This window comes from Pseudomonadales bacterium (assembly GCA_041395665.1).
Lineage (GTDB): Bacteria > Pseudomonadota > Gammaproteobacteria > Pseudomonadales > UBA7239 > UBA7239.
On sequence record JAWLAB010000004.1, the window covers coordinates 70,967 to 91,784 of the forward strand.

General features: G+C 48.5%; 18 protein-coding genes and 1 pseudogene. 13 read left to right on the forward strand and 6 right to left on the reverse strand.

Going from position 1 to position 20,818, the window contains the following annotated elements:
- Window positions 1-18 precede the first annotated feature (18 nt).
- The 13 genes and pseudogenes from R3E63_07015 to R3E63_07075 all read left to right on the forward strand — a co-directional run bounded on the left by R3E63_07015 (window position 19) and on the right by R3E63_07075 (window position 15,276).
- On the forward strand, window positions 19-690 hold the full coding sequence (locus R3E63_07015; protein MEZ5539688.1) for an NADH-quinone oxidoreductase subunit B: 672 nt from the start codon (window positions 19-21) through the stop codon (window positions 688-690).
- A gap of 23 nt (window positions 691-713) precedes the next feature.
- Window positions 714-2,510 (forward strand): NADH-quinone oxidoreductase subunit C/D, encoded by a 1,797-nt coding sequence (gene nuoC, locus R3E63_07020; GenBank protein ID MEZ5539689.1) that lies wholly within the window; start codon window positions 714-716, stop codon window positions 2,508-2,510.
- Window positions 2,497-3,024 carry an NADH-quinone oxidoreductase subunit NuoE gene (nuoE, locus tag R3E63_07025; protein ID MEZ5539690.1) on the forward strand — a complete coding sequence of 176 codons (528 nt, stop codon included), beginning with the start codon at window positions 2,497-2,499 and terminating at the stop codon, window positions 3,022-3,024. The genes nuoC and nuoE overlap by 14 nt, the downstream gene beginning before the upstream one ends.
- Window positions 3,021-4,331 (forward strand): NADH-quinone oxidoreductase subunit NuoF, encoded by a 1,311-nt coding sequence (gene nuoF, locus R3E63_07030; protein MEZ5539691.1) that lies wholly within the window; start codon window positions 3,021-3,023, stop codon window positions 4,329-4,331. Before nuoE ends, nuoF begins: the two co-directional genes overlap by 4 nt.
- Before the next feature lie 8 nt (window positions 4,332-4,339).
- A pseudogene (gene nuoG, locus R3E63_07035) lies at window positions 4,340-7,070 on the forward strand (NADH-quinone oxidoreductase subunit NuoG).
- 8 nt (window positions 7,071-7,078) lie between these two features.
- Entirely contained in the window at window positions 7,079-8,113 is a 1,035-nt protein-coding gene (gene nuoH, locus R3E63_07040) for an NADH-quinone oxidoreductase subunit NuoH (GenBank protein ID MEZ5539692.1), read from the forward strand.
- Window positions 8,113-8,658 (forward strand): NADH-quinone oxidoreductase subunit NuoI, encoded by a 546-nt coding sequence (nuoI, locus tag R3E63_07045; protein MEZ5539693.1) that lies wholly within the window; start codon window positions 8,113-8,115, stop codon window positions 8,656-8,658. The genes nuoH and nuoI overlap by 1 nt, the downstream gene beginning before the upstream one ends.
- Before the next feature lie 10 nt (window positions 8,659-8,668).
- Window positions 8,669-9,166 (forward strand): NADH-quinone oxidoreductase subunit J, encoded by a 498-nt coding sequence (gene nuoJ, locus R3E63_07050; GenBank protein ID MEZ5539694.1) that lies wholly within the window; start codon window positions 8,669-8,671, stop codon window positions 9,164-9,166.
- A 6-nt stretch (window positions 9,167-9,172) separates the two neighbouring features.
- On the forward strand, window positions 9,173-9,481 hold the full coding sequence (nuoK, locus tag R3E63_07055; protein ID MEZ5539695.1) for an NADH-quinone oxidoreductase subunit NuoK: 309 nt from the start codon (window positions 9,173-9,175) through the stop codon (window positions 9,479-9,481).
- Window positions 9,482-9,492: 11 nt separating this feature from the next.
- Window positions 9,493-11,328 carry an NADH-quinone oxidoreductase subunit L gene (gene nuoL / locus R3E63_07060; GenBank protein ID MEZ5539696.1) on the forward strand — a complete coding sequence of 612 codons (1,836 nt, stop codon included), beginning with the start codon at window positions 9,493-9,495 and terminating at the stop codon, window positions 11,326-11,328.
- 36 nt (window positions 11,329-11,364) lie between these two features.
- Window positions 11,365-12,855 (forward strand): NADH-quinone oxidoreductase subunit M, encoded by a 1,491-nt coding sequence (gene nuoM / locus R3E63_07065; protein MEZ5539697.1) that lies wholly within the window; start codon window positions 11,365-11,367, stop codon window positions 12,853-12,855.
- Window positions 12,856-12,860: 5 nt separating this feature from the next.
- Entirely contained in the window at window positions 12,861-14,333 is a 1,473-nt protein-coding gene (gene nuoN / locus R3E63_07070; protein ID MEZ5539698.1) for an NADH-quinone oxidoreductase subunit NuoN, read from the forward strand.
- A gap of 136 nt (window positions 14,334-14,469) precedes the next feature.
- Window positions 14,470-15,276 carry a hypothetical protein gene (locus tag R3E63_07075; GenBank protein MEZ5539699.1) on the forward strand — a complete coding sequence of 269 codons (807 nt, stop codon included), beginning with the start codon at window positions 14,470-14,472 and terminating at the stop codon, window positions 15,274-15,276.
- A gap of 291 nt (window positions 15,277-15,567) precedes the next feature.
- Here R3E63_07075 and R3E63_07080 read toward each other — a convergent pair whose 3' ends face one another.
- From R3E63_07080 to R3E63_07105, 6 genes are all read right to left on the reverse strand, one after another.
- The gene (locus tag R3E63_07080) at window positions 15,568-16,122 is read right to left on the reverse strand and encodes a TorF family putative porin (GenBank protein MEZ5539700.1); all 555 of its coding nucleotides are present in this window, start codon (window positions 16,120-16,122) and stop codon (window positions 15,568-15,570) included.
- A gap of 144 nt (window positions 16,123-16,266) precedes the next feature.
- Window positions 16,267-16,419, reverse strand: coding sequence for a DUF5989 family protein (locus tag R3E63_07085; GenBank protein ID MEZ5539701.1), 153 nt, complete (start codon window positions 16,417-16,419; stop codon window positions 16,267-16,269).
- A complete protein-coding gene (locus tag R3E63_07090) occupies window positions 16,419-16,847 on the reverse strand; it encodes an SxtJ family membrane protein (protein MEZ5539702.1) in 429 nt (142 codons plus the stop codon). The genes R3E63_07085 and R3E63_07090 overlap by 1 nt, the downstream gene beginning before the upstream one ends.
- On the reverse strand, window positions 16,847-18,709 hold the full coding sequence (locus R3E63_07095; protein MEZ5539703.1) for a carbamoyltransferase: 1,863 nt from the start codon (window positions 18,707-18,709) through the stop codon (window positions 16,847-16,849). Before R3E63_07095 ends, R3E63_07090 begins: the two co-directional genes overlap by 1 nt.
- A gap of 82 nt (window positions 18,710-18,791) precedes the next feature.
- On the reverse strand, window positions 18,792-20,057 hold the full coding sequence (locus R3E63_07100) for a hypothetical protein (protein MEZ5539704.1): 1,266 nt from the start codon (window positions 20,055-20,057) through the stop codon (window positions 18,792-18,794).
- Between the two features lie 17 nt (window positions 20,058-20,074).
- Window positions 20,075-20,818, reverse strand: a complete 744-nt coding sequence (locus R3E63_07105; GenBank protein MEZ5539705.1) for an NRDE family protein — start codon at window positions 20,816-20,818, stop codon at window positions 20,075-20,077.

Genomic DNA, 20,818 nt, shown 5'->3' on the forward strand with positions numbered 1-20,818 from the left:
TTCTGATCTGAGGTAAAAATGGATTACACGCTAACTCGCATTGATCCCGACGAGCCAGGACGCTACCCACCTATCAGCCGCCAACAAGTAGCGGATCCATTGGAAGAACAAGTTCATAAAAATATTTTTTTAGGAAAATTAGAAAATCTTTTGCACGGAGCGGTGAACTGGGGGCGCAAAAATTCGCTCTGGCCGTACAACTTTGGCTTGTCTTGCTGTTATGTCGAAATGGCGACTTCTTTCACTTCGCCACACGATGTTGCGCGCTTTGGTGCAGAAGTTATTCGCGCGTCACCCAGACAAGCGGATTTGATGGTGGTGGCGGGTACTTGCTTCATCAAAATGGCACCCGTAGTGCAGCGTTTGTATGAGCAAATGCTAGAGCCAAAATGGGTGATTTCTATGGGTTCCTGTGCCAATTCAGGCGGTATGTATGACATCTATTCGGTTGTGCAAGGTGTGGATAAATTTTTGCCAGTGGATGTGTATATTCCAGGCTGTCCACCGCGCCCAGAAGCGTTTTTGCAGGGCTTAATGTTGCTGCAAGATGCGATTGGCAAAGAGCGCAGACCGCTGTCGTGGGTCGTCGGTGAGCAAGGTGTTTATAAAGCCAATATGCCGGCGCAGCGCGATTTAAAACAAGCAGAACGCAATGCTGTGCAAGTATTGCGAACACCTGATCAAATTTAATTTTTTGTATCGGAATCAAAGGCGTGACGCAAGAAACCGACACACAAGCACAAGATACCAATACTGCATCTCCTGCTGGATTTGAGTATGAAGTGGTGCGTGAACTGCATACACAATTTGGCGAAAGCGCATTCCATTTTCAACGCACGCGTGATGGTGTGCCGACCGTGTGGGTGGCGCGCGAGCAGTTAAAAGCGGTGCTACTTTTTTTACGCAATCTGCCGCGCCCTTATGTCATGTTGTACGACTTATCTGCGATCGATGAACAGTTGCGTACTTATCGTCGCGGTCAGCCAGCTTCAGAGTTTACGGTTTTTTATCACCTGTTATCGATCGAAAGAAACAGTGATGTGCGTATCAAAGTTGCGTTGAAGGCCAGTGATTTGAATTTGCCAAGTGTGGTGGGGATTTGGCCCAACGCGAATTGGTACGAGCGCGAAGTGTGGGATATGTTCGGTATCACCTTTGAAGGGCATCCGCATTTATCGCGTATTTTGATGCCAGCACATTGGCAAGGGCATCCGCTGCGCAAAAGTTATCCAGCGCGTGCTACCGAATTTGACCCATTTTATTTGGATGCCGCGAAACAAGATGCTGAGCAGGAATCACTGCGTTTCAAGCCAGAAGATTGGGGCATGAAACGCAGCACCGAGAACGAAGACTTCATGTTTCTCAATCTCGGTCCGAATCACCCGTCTGCGCACGGTGCTTTCCGTATTGTGTTGCAGCTGGATGGCGAAGAAATTGTCGATTGCGTACCCGATATTGGTTATCACCATCGCGGCGCGGAAAAAATGGCGGAGCGTCAAAGCTGGCACTCATTTATTCCCTACACTGATCGCATCGATTATCTCGGCGGTGTGATGAACAACCTGCCGTATGTGTTGGCAGTTGAAAAATTGGCAGGCATCAAAGTGCCGGCGCGCGTGGAAGTGATACGCGTGATGATGGCAGAGTTTTTCCGTATCACTTCGCATCTGCTGTTTCTCGGTACTTATGTGCAAGATGTCGGCGGTATGACGCCGATTTTCTTCATGTTTACCGACAGACAAAAAGCTTACGATGTGATTGAAGCGATCACTGGTTTTCGTATGCATCCGGCGTGGTATCGCATCGGCGGTGTAGCGCACGATTTGCCGCGCGGTTGGGATGTGAAAGTGCGCGAGTTTTTGGATTGGATGCCAAAACGCCTTGACGAATACGAAAAAGCAGCGTTCAAAAACGGTATTTTGCGTGCGCGAACAATTGGTATCGCGCAGTACAACAGCAAAGAAGCGTTGGAATGGGGTGTCACCGGCGCAGGTTTGCGCTCAACGGGTATCGATTACGATTTGCGTAAAAAACGCCCGTATTCCGGTTACGAACAATTTGATTTTGAAGTGCCGTTGGCGGTGAATGGCGATGCTTACGATCGTGCGATGGTGCGTTTAGAAGAAGTGCGTCAGAGTTTGCGCATTATTCGTCAGTGTTTGGAAAACATGCCAGAAGGGCCGTATAAAGCCGATCACCCATTAACTTGTCCGCCGCCGAAAGAGCGCACGCTGAAAGATATTGAAACGCTGATTACGCACTTTCTCAGTGTTTCGTGGGGGCCTGTCATGCCCGCTGGCGAAAGTAGCCAGATGATTGAGGCAACTAAAGGCATCAACAGTTATTACCTTGTGTCGGATGCGAGCACCATGAGTTATCGCACACGCATTCGCACACCCAGCTTCCCACATTTGCAACAAATTCCTTCGGTGATTCGCGGCTCTATGGTTGCGGATTTGATTGCCTATTTGGCTTCTATTGACTTTGTGATGGCCGATGTCGACCGTTAAATTTACACAACAGAAAACCGTGTTGGCGACAGATCGTCCGTCGCGCTACGCCTTTCACCCAGAAGATCGCGAAAGTATTTTGCATGCGATTCACCATTACGACGATGCGCGCGCTGCATCCATTGATGCATTAAAAATTGTGCAAAAACGCCACGGCTGGGTGCCAGATGAAGCCATTGATGCGATTGGTGGCTTGTTAGGTATTCCCGGCTCCGATGTTGAAGGTGTTGCTACTTTTTATAATTTGATTTTTCGCCGCCCTGTGGGTCGTCATGTCATCAAAGTGTGCGACAGCATCGGCTGTTTTTTAACCGGCTATGAAGAATTAACTGCTGCGATAAAAAAACATTTAGGTATTGAGTACGGGCAAACCACAGCCGATGGTCGTTTCACTTTGTTGCCGATTTGTTGTTTGGGTAATTGCGACAAAGGTCCAACGCTGATGATCGACAACGACACACACGGCTCTGTGCAAATTGCTGATGTACCTGCGTTATTGGAGCGTTATGTATGAACGCGCAAAAATCTGCTGAAACGCACCCGCTGACATGGCGCTTAGATCATCTAAAAGATCGCGCGTTGGATTTGCCGCTGTACGAAAGTTTGGAAGGCTTTTCTGCCTTGCGCAAAGTGGTTAAAGACATGGCGCCGCAAGAAGTCCAACAATTAATTAAAGATGCCAATTTGCGCGGTCGCGGCGGTGCAGGTTTCTCAGCGGGCATTAAATGGTCGTTAGTGCCAATGGGTGAAGGTGCGCCTAAACATAAATACTTGGTGTGCAACGCCGACGAAATGGAGCCGGGCACATTTAAAGATCGTTTGTTGATGGAGCAGTTACCGCATCAATTGGTCGAATCCATGATTGTTGCTGGTTACGCTTTGCAAGTTTCTAAAGCGTATATTTTTCTGCGCGGCGAATATGTTGTTGCTGCGCATCATCTCAATCGCGCGATTGCAGAAGCGAAAGCGGCAGGCTATCTCGGTGAAAATATTTTAGGCAGTGGCTGGGGCATGGAATTGTTCGTGCACACTGGCGCTGGTCGTTACATTTGCGGTGAAGAAACTGCGTTAATTAATTCGTTAGAAGGTCGTCGCGCTAATCCGCGTGCGAAACCGCCGTTTCCGCAAGTGTCTGGTTTGTGGGGCAAGCCGACCGTCGTCAACAATGTTGAAACGCTCAACAATGTGCCGGCGATTGTTGTGCGCGGTGCGGATTGGTTTAAAGGTTTATCGCAAGGAAAAAGTCCTGATGCGGGAACCAAGTTGTACGGTATGTCGGGTCGCACCAAACGCACAGGTGTGTGGGAATTACCTATTGGCACAACAGCGCGCGAAATTTTGGAAGATTACGCGGGCGGTATGCAGGACGGTTTGGATTTGATGTGCTGGCTGCCTGGTGGCGCATCCACCGATTTTTTGATGCCAGACCATCTCGATTTAGCGATGGATTACGACACCATCATGAAGGCCGGTAGCCGTATGGGCACTGGTTTGATTATGGCGGTGGACAGCAAGCAGAACATTATTTCCGTAGTGAGAAATTTAGAACAATTTTTTGCGCGTGAATCTTGCGGCTGGTGTACGCCGTGTCGCGATGGTCTGCCGTGGACAGTGAAAGTGTTGCAAGCCATAGAGCGCGGCGAAGGCGTGGTGGGCGATATTGAAATGCTTGAACAAACCACGCGCTTTCTCGGGCCGGGAAAAACATTTTGTGCGCACGCACCGGGCGCGATGGAGCCTTTGCAAAGCGCATTGAAATATTTTCGTGAAGATTTCGAACGAGGCATTCAAAATGCCTCGCCAGAAAAACAGGTAGGGTGATAGACAACATGGCAACCATTTATGTTGATGGCAAACCCCATGAAGTAGACGGCGCAGACAACCTGTTGCGCGCTTGCTTATCACTGGGTTTGGATGTGCCTTATTTTTGCTGGCATCCTGCATTGGGTTCAGTCGGTGCGTGTCGTGCTTGCGCAGTAAAACAATACGCCAATGCGGATGACAAGCGCGGTCGCATTGTGATGTCATGCATGACGCCATCAACCGACAATACTTACATTTCGATTGATGACGAAGAAGCAAAGCTTTTCGCAAATCCGTTGTTGAATGGTTGATGACCAACCACCCACACGATTGCCCTGTTTGTGAAGAAGGTGGTCACTGTCATTTGCAAGATATGACAGTGATGACAGGCCACAATCAACGCCGTTATCGTTTTACGAAGCGCACGCATCAAAATCAGGATCTAGGCCCTTTCATCAATCACGAAATGAATCGCTGTATCGCGTGTTATCGCTGTGTGCGTTATTACAAAGATTATGCAGGTGGTGAAGATCTTGGTGTGTACGGCGCGCATGACAATGTTTATTTTGGTCGTGAAAGCGATGGTGTTTTTGAAAGTGAATTTTCTGGCAACTTAGTCGAAGTATGTCCGACGGGTGTGTTCACTGATCGCACGCACTCTGAGCGCTATAACCGCAAATGGGATATGCAATTTGCGCCCAGCATTTGCCAGCAATGCAGCGTAGGTTGTAACACTAGCCCCGGCGAGCGCTATGGTGAATTGCGCCGTATCGAAAACCGCTATCACGGTGAAGTTAACCATTATTTTCTGTGTGATCGTGGTCGTTTTGGACACGGTTATGTCAATCGCAAAGATCGTCCACGCCAGCCATGGCAGCGCATGGATCAAGAAACTAAAATACTGAGCGTGGATGAGGTATTGGACTCTGCAGCTGATGCTTTGCGTCAATGTAAGCGCATTATAGGTATCGGCTCACCACGCGCGAGTGTCGAAGCGAATTTTGCTTTGCGCCAGTGGGTGGGTGAGAAAACTTTTTTGGTGGAACCAGCGCAGCAAAGCAAGCGCTCGTTGAACAAGCATTGGCGATTTTGCAAAACAGTCCTGTACGCACGCCTTCGTTGCGTGATATGGAAAAAGCAGACGCTGTTTTGGTGTTGGGCGAAGATGTCACGCAAACAGCACCGCGTATTGCATTGGCTTTGCGGCAAGCTGTTAAAAATAAAGGCTTGCAGATGGCTGCTGATAACAGAATTGCTGATTGGCAAGCAATCGGCGTGAAAGATATCGCACAACATGAAAAAAGTCCGTTGTTTATTGCCGCTTTTTCAGAGACGCGTTTGTCGGATGTGGCAGAAATCAATGTCCAATTAGCTAGCGAAGATATCGCACGCCTAGGATTTGCGGTTGCGCATTGCATTGATAGCAATTCACCGGCGGTTGAAGGTTTAGATAACACGCTGCAAACACGAGCAGTGCGTATTGCTGAAGCGTTATTAGCGGCAGAAAAACCGTTAGTGGTTTCTGGAACAGGTTGTGCGTCGGTTGCCATCATGCAAGCCGCAGCAAATGTTGCGATGGCGCTGCACAACAAGGGTCGTCAAGCAGAAATTGCTTTGTGTCAGCCGGAAGTGAACAGTATCGGCGTTGCCATGCTTGGCGGTGCGTCAGTTGAAAAAGCGTTGGCTCTTTTAGAAAGTGGTGAAGCGGACGGTGTAGTCGTTGTCGAAAATGATATTTATCGTCGCAGTGACGCAGAGCGCGTAGAAGCAGCGTTAGCAAAAGCCAAAGTATTGGTGGCGATAGATCATCAAAAAACGGCAACCATCAACAAAGCGCATTTTGTATTGCCAGCCGGAAGTTTTGCAGAAGACGACGGCACAGTCATCAATATGGAAGGTCGTGCGCAGTGCTACTTTCAGTTGTACGATCCTGCGTACTACGATCCTGACTGCAAAATTCATGAAAGCTGGCGTTGGGTTTATGCGCTGCAAACTTCGGTAGAAAGTCGCGAAGTCTGTTGGACGCATTTTGATGACATCACGCGCATGTGTGCGGAAACAGTGCCAGCCTTGTCACGGATTATGGAAGCTGCACCGGATGCCAATTTCCGAGTTAAAGGTTTGAAAATTGCACGCGCACCGCGTCGCTACTCTGGCCGCACGGCCATGCGCGCGAATTTATCGGTACACGAACCGCGCGCTTCGCAAGATTCAGATACAGCCTTGTCATTTTCGATGGAAGGTTATGTCGGTCCAAACGAGCCAGCATCTTTTGTGCCGTTTGCGTGGGCGCCAGGTTGGAACTCGCCACAGGCATGGACTAAATTCCAAGATGAAGTCGGCGGTCATTTGCGTTCTGGCGATTCGGGTGTGCGTTTGATTGAACCAAAAATCGAAGCTGCTGTCAGTTATTTCACAGAAATTCCTGTAGCATGTGATGTGCGTGAAGATGCACTGCGCGTTGCGCCCTTGTATCACTTATTCGGTAGTGATGAATTGTCTGCCATGGCGCCAGCAACACAATCGATGGTGGTGCAGGCCTATGTTGCTCTATCGGTTGAGGATGCCGCGCGTTTGAAATTGACAGAAAACAGTTTGGTGAAAGTGACTTTAGGCAATCGCACTTATTCATTGCGTTTGCAGATTAGCAAAACATTAGCAAGCGGCTTGGTGGGATTGCCTGCAGGCATTCCAGGCATGCCGCCGATACTCGGACATACTCACGCGCAGCTTGCAGCGGCAGGGAGTGTGGTGTGAATACTTTGATTGCAGGCTTAACGCTGGATGATCTCATTATCATTGCCACTGCTGTCGCAAAAGCAGTCGTGATTTTGGTGTGCACATTAGTCGGCGGTGGCTTTTTAAGTTTTGTCGAGCGCCGCGTGTTGGCGTTGTGGCAAGACCGCTACGGCCCTAACCGTGTTGGCCCTTTTGGTTTACTGCAATTGCCAGCTGATATTGTGAAATTGTTATTCAAAGAAGACTGGACGCCACCGTTTGCCGATAAATTAACTTTTTGGTTGGCGCCATTTATTGCGATGGGTGCATTATTAATTTCATCAGCCATTGTGCCAGTGACAGAAACATGGGGCGTTGCTGATCTCAATATCGGTATTTTATTTTTCCTCGCGATGGCGGGTTTATCGGTGTACGCCGTGTTGTTTGCAGGCTGGTCATCAAACAGTAAATATTCTTTGTTGGGTGGTATTCGTTCTGCAGCACAAACAATTAGCTATGAAGTATTTATGGGTCTGTCGGTGATGGGCGTGGTGATGCTCGCAGGCTCATTTAATATGCGCGATATTGTTGAAGCGCAGCGTGATGGTTGGTTTGTCGTGCCGCAGTTTTTTGGCTTTATTACTTTTATGTTGGCAGGTGTCGCTGTCGCGCATAGAACGCCCTTTGATTTGCCGGAAGCGGAATCTGAGTTGGCGGCGGGTTATCACACAGAATATTCCGGCATGAAGTGGGTCATGTTTTTCGTCAGCGAATATGTGGGTGTGGTTTTAATTTCTGCCTTGATGGTCACTTTATTTTTTGGTGGTTGGCATGAGCCGGCACTATTGGGTTTTGATTTGTGGCCGCAATGGCTGTCTTTCTTGCCTGGATTTTTTTGGTTTGCCATGAAAACAACTTTTTTCATTATGTTGTTTATCTTGGCGCGTGCTGCGCTGCCGCGTCCGCGTTATGACCAAATTATGGATGTGGGCTGGAAATTTTGCCTGCCATTAACACTGCTTAACTTGTTGGCGACAGCTGCTGTTGTGCTGCTGCAAATGCCGGCAGTGGGAGGTGCATGATGGCTACCGTTAAACAAGTATTAGGTGGTATTGGTAGCCAGCTACGCAGCTTGTGGATGATTTTCTCCCACGCATGGCGCAAGCGCGACACGCTGCAGTATCCAGAAGAAAAAGTGTATTTGCCGCCGCGTTATCGCGGGCGCATTGTATTGACGCGTGACCCTGACGGTGAAGAGCGCTGTGTGGCATGTAATTTGTGTGCAGTGGCTTGTCCAGTTGGTTGTATTTCATTACAAAAAGCAGAGAAAGAGGACGGTCGTTGGTTTGCTGATTTTTTCCGCATCAATTTTTCGCGTTGTATTTTTTGCGGTATGTGTGAAGAAGCCTGCCCAACTAACGCCATTCAATTAACGCCAGATTTTGAAATGGCGGAATACGATCGTCAAAATCTGGTTTATGAAAAAGAACATTTATTGATCTCCGGTGTGGGCAAATATCCGGATTACAACTTTTATCGCGTATCAGGAATGGCAATTGCCGGTAAGCCAAAAGGTTCTGCCAATAATGAAGCGGCGCCTATCGATGTGCGCGGTTTGCTGCCATGAGGATGATGTAATGGAAGCGGCTTTTTATACTGCGGCGTTGGTCGCGTTATTGTCGACAATGGGCGTGATTAGTACACGCAAACCAATACACGGTTTGCTGTACTTGGTGGTCTCCCTGCTGTCTGTTGCCATGATTTTTTTTGCAGTGGGTGCGCCATTTGCGGGTGCTTTGGAAATCATTGTGTATGCCGGTGCCATCATGGTGCTATTTGTTTTTGCTGTGATGATGTTGAATCTCGGTGAAAAAGGTTTGAAACAAGAAAGCGCATGGACACGAAATTCTGTTTGGTTTGGCCCGTCTGTGCTGACAACCATTTTGTTGTCGCAATTACTGCGTGTGATGTACACGGGAGAATTACCGGCTGCAGGGCTTCATGCCGTTGATGCAAAGCAAGTGGGTATTGCGTTGTATGGTCCATATTTGCTGTGTGTGGAATTGGCGTCCATTTTATTGTTAGCGGCTTTAGTTGCTGCGTATCACTTGGGGCGTGCGGATGAAAAAGAGTAATCGCCGATGAATGGTATCCCTTTAGAACATGGTTTGATGTTGGCTGCGGCGCTATTTGTGCTTGGCCTCACCGGTGTGTTGGTGCGTCGTAATATTTTGTTTGTACTGATGAGTTTAGAAATCATGATGAACGCTGCCGGCTTAGCATTTGTGATGGCGGGGAGCCGTTGGGGACAGCCTGATGGTCAAATCATGTTTATTTTGATTTTGACTTTGGCAGCGGCGGAAGCGTCTATCGGTTTGGCAATTTTGTTGCGATTACACCGACACTTCCATTCGCTGGATATTGATGCAGCTAGTGAGATGCGTGGATGAGCAATCAAATATTGTCTTTATTGCCGCTGACATTCGCGCTCCCGCTATTCAGTTACATATTGCTGTCTTTTTCACGCGGCCGCTTTTCTGAACAACTCTCAGCGGTGATTGGCGTTGGCAGTATGGCCTTGTCTGCTGCAGTTGCAGCTGCCATTGCGATTCAGTTTCTCGCACAGCCCGTTGGTTTTGTGCATACACAAGTGTTGTGGTCTTGGATGCAAGTGGGTGATTTTACACCGCGCATCGCACTGCATTTGGATGGTTTGTCATTGATGATGTTGTGCGTTGTCACGGGTGTCGGTTTTCTGATTCATTTATTTGCCTCGTGGTATATGCGCGGCGAAGAAGGTTACTCACGCTTTTTTGCTTACATGAACTTGTTTGTGGCGAGCATGTTGTATCTCGTATTGGCTGATAATTTACTGTTCTTGTTTTTCGGCTGGGAAGGCGTAGGTCTTTGCAGTTATCTGCTGATCGGTTTTTATTACAAGCACACACCGAATGGTCATGCGGCGATGAAAGCGTTCATCATCACGCGTATTGGTGATGTGTTCATGATGATTGGTTTGTTTATTTTGTTTCATCAATTGGGCACACTGGATATTCAACCCATGCTGCAAGCGATTCCTCAGCAGCCTGATAACAATATGCTCGCTTTGGCTGCGCTGTTATTGTTGGGTGGTGCTGTGGGTAAATCGGCACAGTTGCCTTTGCAAACTTGGCTGGCAGATGCGATGGCGGGTCCAACGCCGGTCTCGGCATTGATTCACGCGGCAACCATGGTTACGGCAGGTGTTTACTTAATTGCGCGTACACACACGCTGTTTGAAGTATCACCAGAAGTGTTGCAGTTAGTAGGCTTAACTGGTGCAGTGACTTTGTTATTGGCAGGTTTCTGCGCTTTGGCACAAACCGACATCAAGCGCATTCTTGCTTATTCCACCATGAGCCAAATTGGTTATATGTTTTTGGCCTTGGGTGTCGGCGCGTGGCACGCGGCTATTTTCCATTTAATGACACACGCATTTTTCAAAGCGTTGCTGTTCTTGTCAGCCGGCGCAGTTATTGTCGCCTGTCACCACGAACAAGATATTTTCAAAATGGGTGGGTTGCGTAAAAAACTTCCCTTGGTTTACGCCTGCTTTTTAGTCGGTGGTTCTGCATTGGCTGCTTTACCTTTTGTCACAGCGGGCTTCTTTAGTAAAGATGAAATTTTGTGGTTGGCTTTTGCTAATGGTCACACAACATTCTTCTATATCGGCTTGTTCGGCGCGTTGCTGACATCGCTTTATACCTTCCGTTTAATTTTTATTGTGTTTCATGGCGAGGAGAAAACACTCGCACATGCAGGGAAAGGTTTTGCACATTCGTTACCGTTGTGCGTGCTGCTGTTATTGTCTACTGCATTGGGTGCGATGTTGCATCCGCCGCTGACGAGTGTGTTGCCAGAAACTTTAGTGCCTGACGAATCTAAGAAACATGCGATAGAAATTTTATCGGTGTTAGTAGGGCTGTCTGGTATAGCGATTGCTGCGTGGTTATTTCTTCCAAAGCAGCGGCCGTTGCAAGGTTTTTTTGCGCAGCGATGGGTGCACGGTATTCGCTGCCTGTGGAAATACGCGTGGGGTTTCGATGTGCTGTATGACCGTATTTTTGTGCGCCCTTACCTCTGGCTGGTTAAAGCCAACAGCCGTGACGCAATTGATGTGTGTGTTGAAGGTATTCCGGTATTGATGCGCAAAGGGCATGACGCGTTGGGAGCAACAGAAAACGGTTTAGTGCGCTGGTATGCGGCGAGTATTGTGGCAGGAGCGACAGCTATTTTGCTGTTTGTGCTGTGGGTTTAAGAACTGACGGGATTATCAACGGAAACATATAACACCATGAGTATTGTCTGGTTAATTTTTATCCCACTATTAGGCGGCTTGTTGTGCTGGCAAAGCGAGCGCTTTAGTCGCGCAGCCCCTCGGTGGATTGCCTTGTTGAGCATGGTGCTGATGGGGGCGCTAGGTGTGCATTTATTGGCGCATGGTGATTATTCTTTAGCGCCAGCTGCCGATGGTGCAATTGCTTGGCAGCATGAATTCCGCGCGCCGTGGATTCCCTCTTTAGGCATCAGCTTTCACTTAGGGTTGGATGGCTTATCGCTGGCGATGATTCTACTAACGGCTGGGTTGGGTTTGGTCGCTGTTTTGTGCTCGTGGCGTGAAATTCAGCGCAATGTCGGTTTTTTCTATCTGAACTTGCTGTGGAATCTCGCCGGTGTGGCGGGCGTTTTTTTGGCATTGGATTTGTTCGTGTTTTTCTTTTTCTGGGAAGTGATGTTGGTTCCCATGTATTTCTTGATTGCGCTGTGGGGGCATAACACGCCGGGCGGTAAAGGCAGAATTTATGCAGCCAATAAGTTTTTTATTTTTACGCAAGCCAGTGGTTTGTTGTTATTGATTGCGATTATTGGTTTGGTGATTGTTTCTTATCAGCAAACAGGCTCTTTGAGTTTTGATTACGATGTATTGCGCCACACTGTAATGTCTCCTGTTGTTGAATTTGGTTTGATGTTGGGATTCTTCATCGCGTTCGCTGTAAAGATGCCAATTGTGCCGCTGCACTCTTGGCTGCCGGACGCGCACGCGCAAGCGCCAACGGCAGGCAGCGTGGACTTGGCTGGCGTGCTGTTGAAAACAGCCGCCTTTGGTTTGCTGCGCTATGTGTTGCCATTGTTTCCCAATGCTTCACAAGAGTTTGCGCCGATCGCAATGACTTTGGGTGTGATTGGAATTTTTTACGGCGCAGGCATGGCGTGTGCGCAAAATGACATCAAACGCTTGGTGGCTTACACCAGTATTTCGCACATGGGTTTTGTTGTGTTGGGGATTTATTCCAATCACTTGTTGTCACTGCAAGGCGTCGTCATACAAATGCTGGCGCACGGTATCTCTGCCGGTGCGTTGTTTATTTTGTGCGGCGAAATTTATGAGCGATTGCATACGCGTGATTTGCGACAAATGGGTGGCTTGTGGTCGCGCATCACTTGGCTGCCCGGCCTGTTCATGTTTTTTGTGGCGGCATCTTTGGGTTTGCCTGGCATGGGCAACTTTGTCGGTGAGTTTTTAATTTTATTGGGTACATTTAAATCATCGCCCGTGCTGGCTTCGCTGGCAGCGGCCGCGTTAATTTTGGCGGCTGTTTATAGTTTGTTGATGATGCAGCGTTCTTTTTATGGCGCCCCTCAATCTGAAAAAGTTTTGGAAGGTTTAACCGTGCGTGAAGTGGCCATGGTGTTGTTGTTGGTGGTCTTTTTGTTGTGGCTGGGTATTTACCCGCAACCTGTGTTGGATTTGACGCAGGCTAGTATGTCGTCATTGGTGAGGTGAGTACGATGTCTGCTGAAATCACCAGTGCCACTCTGACGCTCTCTGGGCTGTTGAGCTTATTGCCAGTTATCGTGTGCAGCATGACAGCTGTGCTGGTTATGTTGGGTATCGCGTTTCGTCGCAATCATTTTGCCAATGCCACCATTGCTGTGCTGGGCTTGAACGCTTCTTTATTAGCTGTGTGGTGGGTTTCGCAAAATCCACAGCCTGTGGCGGCAACAGATTTATTCGTTGTCGATAGCTTTGCTCATCTTTACATGGCATTGATTTTGGCAATTACTTTGGCTTGCGTGACGCTTTCACACGCGTATATGGAAACGCACAGCGGTAATCGTGAAGAGTTTTATTTGCTACTGGTGTTATCGGCAGTGGGCGCGATGTTGATGGCGTGCAGTCGTCACATGGCTGCTTTATTCATCAGCATGGAAATTTTAACCGTGCCATTGTTTGGTTTAGCGGCCTACAGCTTCAAACGCTCGCGCTCTTTGGAGGCGGGTATCAAATATTTGATCTTATCCGCAACATCCACCGCTTTTATGCTGTTAGGTATGGCGTTGTTATACGCACAAACCGGCAGTCTTTCATACAGCGGCATTCAAGCGTCACTTGAGCAGCTCACACAGGTGCCATCCTTGGTGTGGGTGGGCTCTGCCATGATTTTTGTCGCGTTTGCGTTCAAATTATCTTTTGCGCCATTTCATTTATGGACACCGGATGTCTATGAAGGCGCGCCAGCACCTGTGTCTGCTTATCTGGCAACGGCCAGCAAGGTGGCCGTGTTTGCTGCCTTTGTGCGTTTGTGGCAAACCATGCCAGCCATGACATCCGGTGCGATGCACGATGTACTTGCTGCGGCAGCAGGCTTGTCTATTGTGGCTGGCAACTTACTGGCGCTGACGCAAACCAATATCAAACGGATGTTGGGTTATTCCTCCATTGCGCACTTTGGCTATTTGTTGATCGCCGTGGTGTCAGGATTGAATTTAGAGCGCTCGGTTGTTGCTGTGTACCTAGTGACTTATGTGGTAACGGTTCTCGCGGCCTTTGGTGTGGTTGTTCAGGTGTCCAGCCCTTATCAGGGTGCAGATGCAGATAATCTGCACAACTATCGCGGTTTGTTTTGGAAGCGCCCTTATTTGGCTTCCGTGTTGACCGTAGCTATGCTGTCGATGGCTGGCGTGCCGATGACAGCTGGTTTTATTGGCAAGTTTTATGTAATGGTGGCTGGTGTCGGTGCGAAATTGTGGTGGCTGTTAGCCGCACTGGTATTGGGCAGCGCGCTAGGTTTGTATTACTACCTGCGTTTTATGATCACCTTGTATTTGTTGGAACCGGGGATGCGCCGTTTTGAAGCGCCGCTGAATTGGGGGCGTACCACGGGCGGGTTAGTGTTATTGGCTGCTGCAGCCTTGGTTATACTGCTGGGTATATATCCAGAGCCGCTAGTAGTTTTCACGATGAATCTGCCCCCTATTTAATGTAGAACAAGGGGGTTGCGTCCACAAAAAAGCAGGGTATACTGCGCGCACCACAGTATTCTTGTTGTCTTAGGATCGACACGATAGAAGTGGTTGATATCATCCATTTATATTGTCCATTACGGGGAATGAAGTTATGAAAAAACATATTATTTCAACTGCTGCGCTGCTCAGCGCAGGCTTGATGGCTAGCGCTGCTCAAGCCACTGTTCACGATTTTGAGTATGAAGATTTGGCTCCTGCTGCCAATGCTGCAATCAAAATTGAGCTGGCGGGTTCTTGCGCTGCGAAGATCGTTCTTCCGATCACTGAATTTAGATACATGCGTACTTACGCTGACGACACCGTAACGAATGTGGTTGATGTTGATAGCACTGCTGCTACTATGACAATTTCTGTAGATGGCGTAGGTGCAGGCCCTGATTTCGTCCTTAACGCGGTTAACGATGTTAAGAGCTATGGCCAAAGAGTGAATGACTCTATCGTACGCAATGTGCGCAGAAGCCAAGCCAACTTTGTTGGTAACGGCAGCCTTACTGCAAATGCTAGCATTATCAACGGCGCAATTATGAACGAATTGCAAAACGGCGGCTATGACGGCAGCATCAGATGTAGAGATGGCGGCACACTGGCTGACAATATCAGCGCAGCTGGTGCGGGTGTTACTGCCGACGTACTTTTTGATGCCAGCGGTGAGCGTGTTAATGGCTCTTGGTCACATGTGAATACTACTGCAGACAACACTGTAGGTACTTATGTTGCCAAGTTGACTTCTTATGGCAACTTGGTTGTGCCTAGCCAATGCGCTTTAAGAGGTTCTTTGGCAGATGCAGGGAACCCAGCGTCTCCTTATGTATTGGCCTGTGCTCCAGCTCGAGTGATCAAGCTGAAAGTCACTGCTTATGCAAAAGGCACTTCTGCTATGGTTACGGATAACCCATAATTTTAGTTCGGAAGTAAGAAAATAAAAAAGCACCCCGCGGGGTGCTTTTTTTTGCCTTGAATAATTTAAAAATACAAAACTTCTTTCCTACTTTTTGGAAGATCTGTAGAAAAGAAGTTTGGGTGAGGCTAAAAATTAAAAGTTAGAGCAGATCAAAGGTTTTGCTGATTTCTAATGTGAAACGATTTTCTTCTGGTTCTGCTTTGTTGTGTAGGGTGTTTTTCCAATAGTTCACGGAAAAATCAGTGTCAAACCAAGTGCGTGCCAGGCCCACGCGATAGAAACTGTAGTCTAGGTAACATTGGTTTCTAAGTCGACACGAGCGGTCGTCAACAACGACGAAAGTTCGTAAACAGGTAAAGGTTGCGCGTGCTCAAGAATGATGCGGCGCTGTACACCATCCCATACTTTGCTGTCTTCTGCATAGTAGTAGTACAGCGAGGTATTTTCTTGCCAAGTAAAGCCAGCAAACCATTCTTGGTAATCCCATTCATCGTGATCGCTGCCGCTGTCGATGTGATACCAAGTGTAGTGGGTAATGCCGATGTCGCCTTCTAAATCCTCCGTCAAGGCGTGTTTGAAGCCGAGAGTGTAGTCCAACTCTAGGTTGGGCGTATCGTGGTCATCGCTATCTATATTGGAGCCCCAAACGCCGGCATAAAAACCGCTGCTGTGTTCGTAGTCCAAGCCTACTTGTAAGGCTGGCCCCGAGTCTGTAGCGCTAACGCCGTCGGCAACATAGTCGCTGGCGAGAGTGGTTGTTAGGCTGAGTGACGATTCGGCTTGTGCGGTAGCTGAGAGCAGTGCACAGCAGCCAGATAGGATTACAGGCAGGGTAGAGCGCATAAGAAAGAGACCTCCATAATGTGTATTCGTGAAAAAAGCGTGAAGATTCTACAGTAAACGCGAATCACTATCATTATTTTTTGTAGTCTGAAGGAGGCACAAAAAACCCGCCACGAGGGCGGGTTCGGCGTAGCAGCGCTACTGTTAGAACAAGGTGTAGATGAATGGTGCCACTGCCGAGCCATGGGCAAACACGATCAACAGACCCAGTAGCAACATAACGATCACGATAGGTGCCAGCCAGTATTTTTTGCGCTCTTTCATGAAGCCGGAAAAGTCTTTGAGTAATTCGAGCATTAGTAAGGTTTCTCCATCTGTTGGCGGGCAGGATTGTTACGAGTGACACGGTAGCTGTCTAGTGCGGCGTTCAGTTGGCGGTGCATAGGATCTTTGCCGGTAAGCCGCATTACAAACCCCATCGGCATAAACAAGCCATAGAACAAAATGAACAAAATAATACGCGTGTTGATAAATCCTAAGCCTTCAGCCAGCTTCATCCACGGTTTGTAAAAGTAAATCAAGCTAGCAGGGTGTAAAAGCGCCCAAGCGATTAGCGCGCCACCCGCTGGGCCTACATAGAGCAGCCAGCGCAGCATGGTTTCTATGCCGCTGTGCAGCCAAGGCAAAAAGCAGCCAATCAAGCCAATAAGAATGGCGCCAGTCACTAAGCCAAACTTGCGCAGTTCAGCTTCCGTCATTTCAGTTTTTTTGTCGGAAGTGTTCATCAGTCGAGCTCGAATTCGTCTTTCCAGTTATCGTTTTTCTCCCAAACCGGTTGATCAGGTTTGGCGAGCAAATAGTTCTCTAATACCAAATAATCCATCTCGCAGCGCATGAAGCAGCGATAGGCATCTTCTGGCGTGTTGACGATAGGTTCGCCACGCACATTAAACGATGTGTTGATGGAGACAGGGCAGCCAGTGAGTTTTTCAAATTCATCCAGCAGTGTGTAAAAACGCGGATTGGTTTCAGGATGCACGGTTTGAATACGCGCCGAGTAATCCACATGTGTGACAGCAGGAATTTGAGAACGAGGCACATTTAGTTTTTCGATACCGAATAATCTTTCTTGCTCCAATGTCATCGGAATACGCTTGTCTTCTGCAACCGGCGCCACCATCAACATATAAGGGCTAACTGCTGTGTGCTGAAACCACTCGCCAACTTTGTCGGCTTTGACAGCGGGCGCAAATGGGCGAAAAGATTCGCGGTATTTGATTTTTAAATTCATCACCGATTGCATTTTAGGGCTGCGTGGATCGCCGATGATGGAGCGACCGCCGAGTGCGCGCGGACCAAATTCCATGCGACCTTGAAACCAGCCGACCACATTTTCGTTCGCCATAATTTGCGCGAGTTTTGGCAGCAATTCACTGTCATCAAGGCGTTGATATTTCGCGCCGATGTTATCGAGATAGGTTTGTATTTCATTGTCGTTATAACGAGGGCCGAGATAGCTGCCCTGCATGGAATCGCCAGCTAGAACAGTGCGCGGCTTGTCGAGATACTGATGCCAAATTGCGAGAGCAGCGCCGAGTGCGCCACCAGCATCACCCGCCGCAGGTTGTACCCAAATTTCAGAGAAAGGCCCTTCGCGTAGCAAGCGGCCGTTAGATACGCAATTCAATGCAACACCGCCAGCGAGGCAGAGTTTATCGATGCCGAGTTCTTTGTGTGCGGTGCGCGCCAGTTTCAGAACAATTTCTTCCGTCACCGCTTGAATCGAACGCGCAATATCCATTTCTTTTTGTGATACTTCTGATTCGCGCGCGCGAGGCGGTCCGTTAAACAGACGATGAAATTTATCATTCGTCATCGTCAAGCCAGCGGCGTAATTGAAGTAACTCATATTGAGCCGGAAGCTGCCATCCGGTTTTACATCGACTAAATGATCGAAAATTAAATCGACATATTTGGGCGTGCCGTAAGGTGCAAGCCCCATCAATTTATATTCACCAGAATTGACTTTGAAACCGGTGTAATAAGTAAAGGCGGAATACAGTAAGCCGAGTGAGTGTGGGAAGTTGATGTCCCACTGCGGCGTGAGAGTGTTGCCATCGCCAACCCACACCGAGCTGGTAGCCCATTCGCCCACACCATCCAGACACATCACTACCGCTTTTTCAAACGGGCTGGGAAAAAAAGCAGAAGCGGCGTGTGATTGGTGATGCTCGGTAAACATCAACGGCGCTAATTCATTTTCTTTCATGCCACCGAGTTCCGACAGTTCACGGCGCAAAGTTTTTTTCAAATACAGTTTTTCTTTTAACCAAACGGGAATGGCTTTAACGAAAGAACGAAAACCTGCCGGTGCGTAAGCGAGGTAAGTTTCTAACAAGCGTTCAAATTTAATGAGTGGCTTGTCGTAGAACACCACATGTGTGACATCGCGCAATGACAAACCCGCTTCACGCAAACAATAGCGAATCGCTTCAGCAGGAAAATTAGCATCATGTTTTTTGCGCGTGAAACGCTCTTCTTGTGCAGCGGCGACAATCCTTCCATCTACCACCAGGGCAGCGGCGCTGTCATGGTAGTAGGCGGAGATGCCGAGGATGGCGATGGGGCGATGGCTGGATTGAGACACTGCGACTACCGACTCGTGGGAAAGCGTGGATTCTAGCCGAAGTTGCCAGTGGCAGCAGCCTTGAATCGGCTGGTATTTCGCATCATGCCTGCAGCAGTGGAATGTGATCTTCTAACTTGGTTTGGTACAGCACCGTGCCTTTGGCGATTTGAACCGGCAATGGGTCAGATACTGAGGGTGCGGTGTTATCAATATTGATGATCCAGTGCAGTGGCGAGTTGCCAGCAGTAAGCGTTGCCTGTGGGTTGATGCCATGAATAATGGCTTCCAGCCCAGCAGTTTTACCCTGTGGCAGCAGGCTGTACCAACCTAACGCCCAATCTTCTGCTTCATGCAGAGCAATACAGTCAGCAATATGAATTTCGGCGTTGTTTGCGCTGGTTTTTTGAATGCTGAAGGCGTGATATTCGCAGGGCTGAAAAGCTGGGTGTACGCTCAAAACTTCAATCATCGTGTCGATATTGTTTTGCGTACTGGATTCATCGTCAGTAAAGCATTTTTTTAAGCGCTCACTCATTACCCAGCCGCTGCCCATCATTTGAAACTCTGCAATAGTGCGAGCCGCAGCCTTACCGTATTTTTTAGCGACTGCCATCATCAAACCGAGTATCAATAAATGGTTTTGAATGGCCAGTTCTTTACAAATTACAACGAGCGCTGCGTGAGAAAATTGCTCAAAGCACAATTGTTCAAATACTTTTCCATGATAAAAATCCATGCCGCCTGTTTCGCGATTGTCCGAGCGCGCGATAGGCAGCACAGCCAATTGTGATTGCCGCAATGCGCGTGTGACATCAGGCTCAATTAGCGGCTCGGCATCGTGATCGATAAACACATTCCATTCACAGTGCGGTGCGCGATCAACCGGCACGCGTGGAGGCCGATGCACAGGGCGCATACGCGCACGCGGATTGGTGGCGATGGCAGTACCATCAAAAGTGGGATCTTCGATGTCGTGGCACATAATTTTTACTGCTGCTTCGCCGCGCGGTTCTGTTTCTAACAACGGGCCGCAGCTAGCTAGCCAAAAGCGGCCTTTGTCTTCGGCCTGCACTTCAAAATGTGCGTCGAAATATTGGTGTGTTAATCCGCAGTCTAACTGCAAGCCTTTGAAAATAGTGGCGACATCCGTGCTGCCCGCAAAGCCCAGCGCCTGTTGCATGCGCTGTGTATAAATAGGGCTGGCGGCGAGCCAGTTGTCGATAGCAATATCTTTGTAGGCTTCATCACCGTGATTCATACGCAACGCCGCATAACCGGTACGGCTATTAAATTGCGCTGCCACCATGTATTCGCGCGCCAGTTGTGCCAGTTGTGCGCGAGAAAAATCTTCCAGTTTTTTTCGCATGGTATTGCTCCTGTTTTTTATAGTTGGAATGTTTGTGTGGCGATGGCTGTGCCTTGCTCATTGAATTGCCGTTCAAAAAAATGTGTTTGATGGTCGTGTGTTTGCAGCACCAAACTTGAGCAGCGTGTGCCGTAATTATCGAAGTGTATAAAACTAGCAGAGAGTTTTTGCTCCAACCATTGTGGAATGCCGGTGTTTGGCAGTTGATCGTCGCTGGCGATGGTTTTGTCAGCAAGCAAACAGAACAACGATTCGTGTTCCAAATCAGACAAAGTTTCGGTGAGTGCTTGTTTGCCTGCCTCAACTTTTGGCCAAGGTGTATCGAGAGCTGCATTCGATAAGCCATAAATACCGGCCTGCAAAGCAAAATTTTCTCCATTGCTATTGCAGTAGTGTAGTGCGTTGCCATCGCCCAACAGCAAATTAAATGGGCTGTAATCCGCAAGATGGTTTTGCAGTTGAGTAATAAATTGTGCAGGCGATTGATTGCTGCTGAGAAAGTCGCGCACTAAATGTCCGCGTGAATGCGTGCCTTCTGGTGCGGAAGGATCGCGCACATTGGTGATAGCAGCGAAGCGAGCATTGCGTGTGACACCGAGCCAAGTGCCACCTTGTTCTAAATCGCGACCAGCGAGAATATTGGGTGCGTCTTGCCAAAAATGTGCAGGAGCAGAAGAGCGGGCATAAAACTCATCGCGATTGGCGGCCACCACCAATTTGTATTGAGGGTGGCTCTGCCAAGCAAAAAGAATTAGGCACAT

Excerpts from the sequence above, each read along its gene's own strand:
- R3E63_07015 (MEZ5539688.1), top strand. The coding sequence starts at position 19 with ATGGATTACACGCTAACTCGCATTGATCCCGACGAGCCAGGACGCTAC.
- nuoE (MEZ5539690.1), top strand. The coding sequence starts at position 2,497 with ATGTCGACCGTTAAATTTACACAACAGAAAACCGTGTTGGCGACAGAT.
- nuoF (MEZ5539691.1), top strand. The coding sequence starts at position 3,021 with ATGAACGCGCAAAAATCTGCTGAAACGCACCCGCTGACATGGCGCTTA.
- nuoI (MEZ5539693.1), top strand. The coding sequence starts at position 8,113 with ATGGCTACCGTTAAACAAGTATTAGGTGGTATTGGTAGCCAGCTACGC.
- nuoJ (MEZ5539694.1), top strand. The coding sequence starts at position 8,669 with ATGGAAGCGGCTTTTTATACTGCGGCGTTGGTCGCGTTATTGTCGACA.
- nuoK (MEZ5539695.1), top strand. The coding sequence starts at position 9,173 with ATGAATGGTATCCCTTTAGAACATGGTTTGATGTTGGCTGCGGCGCTA.
- nuoM (MEZ5539697.1), top strand. The coding sequence starts at position 11,365 with ATGAGTATTGTCTGGTTAATTTTTATCCCACTATTAGGCGGCTTGTTG.
- nuoN (MEZ5539698.1), top strand. The coding sequence starts at position 12,861 with ATGTCTGCTGAAATCACCAGTGCCACTCTGACGCTCTCTGGGCTGTTG.
- R3E63_07075 (MEZ5539699.1), top strand. The coding sequence starts at position 14,470 with ATGAAAAAACATATTATTTCAACTGCTGCGCTGCTCAGCGCAGGCTTG.
- R3E63_07080 (MEZ5539700.1), bottom strand. The coding sequence starts at position 16,122 with ATGCGCTCTACCCTGCCTGTAATCCTATCTGGCTGCTGTGCACTGCTC.
- R3E63_07085 (MEZ5539701.1), bottom strand. The coding sequence starts at position 16,419 with ATGCTCGAATTACTCAAAGACTTTTCCGGCTTCATGAAAGAGCGCAAA.
- R3E63_07090 (MEZ5539702.1), bottom strand. The coding sequence starts at position 16,847 with ATGAACACTTCCGACAAAAAAACTGAAATGACGGAAGCTGAACTGCGC.
- R3E63_07100 (MEZ5539704.1), bottom strand. The coding sequence starts at position 20,057 with ATGCGAAAAAAACTGGAAGATTTTTCTCGCGCACAACTGGCACAACTG.
- R3E63_07105 (MEZ5539705.1), bottom strand. The coding sequence starts at position 20,818 with ATGTGCCTAATTCTTTTTGCTTGGCAGAGCCACCCTCAATACAAATTG.